Genomic DNA, 2,812 nt, shown 5'->3' with positions numbered 1-2,812 from the left:
TCCGCGAGATACATATACCGGCGATTTCATTAAGCGGGCAATTTTGCGTTTTGTGCCGACCGCCACCACTTCTGCGAGTGGAGGCGATACCATGCTTTCTAACTTAACTTGTCTTTTTACAGGCCGATCGCCTTCGAATACGATCTCGACAATCCTTAGCAGTAAGCCTGGCTTACCTTGCGAGACCACCACCTGCTTGCCGTAATCCAGATTTGGGTCGGCGTTCGCAACCCTCTGGTACGCCACCGGAATTTTGGTGACCTCACACTTGCTCTTAACGAGCGTAACTTCCACGGTCATGCCTGCTGTAAGCTTTTCGCTTACACCAGGTGTTACCTTGTCTACAGGCTTTAACCGCAGACCGACGTCCTTTAGTACTTCGCCGACGGTACCGGCTGTGGACATCATGGCAATTCCTTGTTTGTTCATTCTAATAGTTACTGGTACAGCGTGTTTTACTTGTACTGTCATGCCCTCTTCTAACGCAGACGAGGGCTTAGGTGTTACTTCGTCATTTGCCTTAACAGTTACGCCGTTTTCTCTCAGAACAGTTGCCACTGTTCGCGCCCGGGTTGTAATGGTGCTTGCCTTACCATCGATGGTGAGGTTTACGGTCGTCCCTCCGTAGACCATGTCCATCAGGACAAATACCATTATCAGAGAGAGCAAGATAATCTCGTACTTTCTTCCTCTGATACCGCGGGCTAACTGATGAAAACGTGTACTCATCAAATCAGTCCCTTCTGATTTCTGTATTTAGTTGTCAATTTGTTAAGGCACAAACGCAATAACTGCCAGCTATTATACCATAATCGGTTGAGTATCCAAAAAACTTTAACTCATGAGTTACCCGTAGGGCGCTTATGCTAAACGGCAGAAGCGTTCGGTGGAAGGCACTAGAGAAGTTATTGAGGGGCAAAATGTATGGTCACTTGCTACGTAAATCGTAGCGCTCCACCGGCTATTTGTGATTAATCGAGAAGAGCAAGGAAACGTTTTCCTGGGTTGATGCGAGCAATTTCGAAACGTCGATTCCTTTTATTTCGGCTATTTTTTCGGCGACCAGGCGCACGTTTGCCGGTTCGTTTTTGCGCCCTCTGTGGGGGTGTGGCGTGAGGTACGGCGAATCGGTCTCGACAAGAAGTTTCGTTAGGGGCACGAACTTTGCGACATCTACTAAGTCGCCCGCATTTTTAAAGGTGACCGGCCCGGCGATCGAGATGTAGAAGTTCATGGCAAGGACCGTCTGGGCATAAGCGATGTCGCCGCTAAAACAATGGAACACGCCCTTCTTCGGGCGGTGCTTCGTAATTATTTTAAGCACATCCTCGTCGGCGTCGCGATCGTGAATTATCACGGGCAATCCAAGTTCGCAGGCAAGGTCGAGTTGCTGGGCAAAGACTTTTTGCTGGGTTGGCCGGGGCGAGTGGTTCTTGTAATAGTCAAGGCCGATCTCCCCGATAGCGACCACCTTGGGATGTTTGGCAAGCTTCTTCAGGTCTTTTATCGTATCGGGATTAACCGTTTTTGCGTCGTGTGGGTGAATGCCGACCGCCGCGTAGACCTCGTCGAACTTTTCGGCAAGCTCGACCGCCCGATAGCTTGATTCAAGCTTGTCGGCAACAGTGATTATTCTAGTTACGCCCTGCTCCTTCGCACGCGCAACAACGGCCTCTATCGCCTGATCGCTTCCGAAGAAATCCAGGTGAGCGTGGGTATCTGTAAGACCAACTGCCTTCTTCATAGTCCCCCCTAACCAACCGCCGGTTGCACTATCGACTGTGTAATAACTTCAGGATTGTCATCAATTATAGTACTAAACCGGATAAAAGTCTTTTCCAATAGACTTATATAACTATTTTTTATATCCCATGTTTACTCAATCTCTATGCGGGGAAAGAGCGGCGGCGCTTTCTTGACCGATGTCCCCGGCGCGAGAGCGTTCCAGATTTTTGCATCCTCGATGGTTATCGAGCCGAAATTTTCCTGGCCGAGCTGCTCCCATACTTGCTCCGCCGTGCGCGGCATCACAGGGCTTACCAGGACAACTATCGTGCGGATCGCTTCAAGCAGCGTACGCATGACCGTCTTTAAACGATCCGTCTGCCCTTCCCGTGCAAGCGCCCAGGGTGCGGCTTCATCAATATACTTGTTTGCCCTTCCTATGACGCGCCATATCTGCACAAGCGCCTCGCGGATATCCATCTTAGTCATGGCCTCATCCACGATCCCGGGTAATGAGAGCGCTTCTTCTTTGAGCGCTGTTTCAAGGTCGCTTAAGGCTCCGGCCTCAGGAATCTCGGCATCAAAGTACTTGCTCATCATGGCGACCGTTCGGTGGATGAGGTTTCCAAGATCATTTGCCAAATCCCCATTGATGCGGCGTATCAGCGCATCCTGTGTGAACTCGCCGTCGAGACCGATGCTGATCTCCCGCAGCAGGAAGTAGCGGATGGCATCCTCGCCGAACTGCTCGATAACGCGGTTTGGATCGACCACGACCCCTGTTGATTTTGACATCTTCCGGCCGCCGAGCATCCAGAAACCGTGCGCCAGAACCACCTTGGGCAGTTCTACGCCGAGCGCCATGAGCATCATCGGCCAGATCACCGCATGAAAGCGGATAATATCCTTGCCTATAATGTGTACATCTGCCGGCCAAAATGTCTCGTACTTCTGCCCATCCTGCAGGTAGCCGGCGCCGGTAAGGTAGTTAATGAGCGCATCGAACCAGACGTAGATAACGTGGTCGGGGTCGAATGGTACCGGGATTCCCCATTTAAACGTGGTCCTGGAAACCGAGATGTCCTGG

General features: G+C 51.1%; 3 protein-coding genes. All 3 read right to left on the bottom strand.

Going from position 1 to position 2,812, the window contains the following annotated elements:
* Positions 1-729, bottom strand: a 729-nt coding sequence (locus tag COY37_RS10220) for a resuscitation-promoting factor (protein WP_286977474.1), incomplete at its 3' end; no start/stop codon positions are given.
* A 232-nt stretch (positions 730-961) separates the two neighbouring features.
* Entirely contained in the window at positions 962-1,744 is a 783-nt protein-coding gene (locus COY37_RS10215) for a TatD family hydrolase (RefSeq protein WP_286678655.1), read from the bottom strand.
* A gap of 131 nt (positions 1,745-1,875) precedes the next feature.
* Positions 1,876-2,812, bottom strand: a 937-nt coding sequence (locus COY37_RS10210) for a class I tRNA ligase family protein (protein WP_286977473.1), incomplete at its 5' end; no start/stop codon positions are given.

This window comes from Candidatus Aquicultor secundus, assembly GCF_002791875.1.
GTDB lineage: Bacteria > Actinomycetota > Aquicultoria > Aquicultorales > Aquicultoraceae > Aquicultor_A > Aquicultor_A secundus.
The sequence above is the reverse complement of the archived record's forward strand: the minus strand, read 5'-3'. Positions and strand labels throughout refer to the sequence as shown.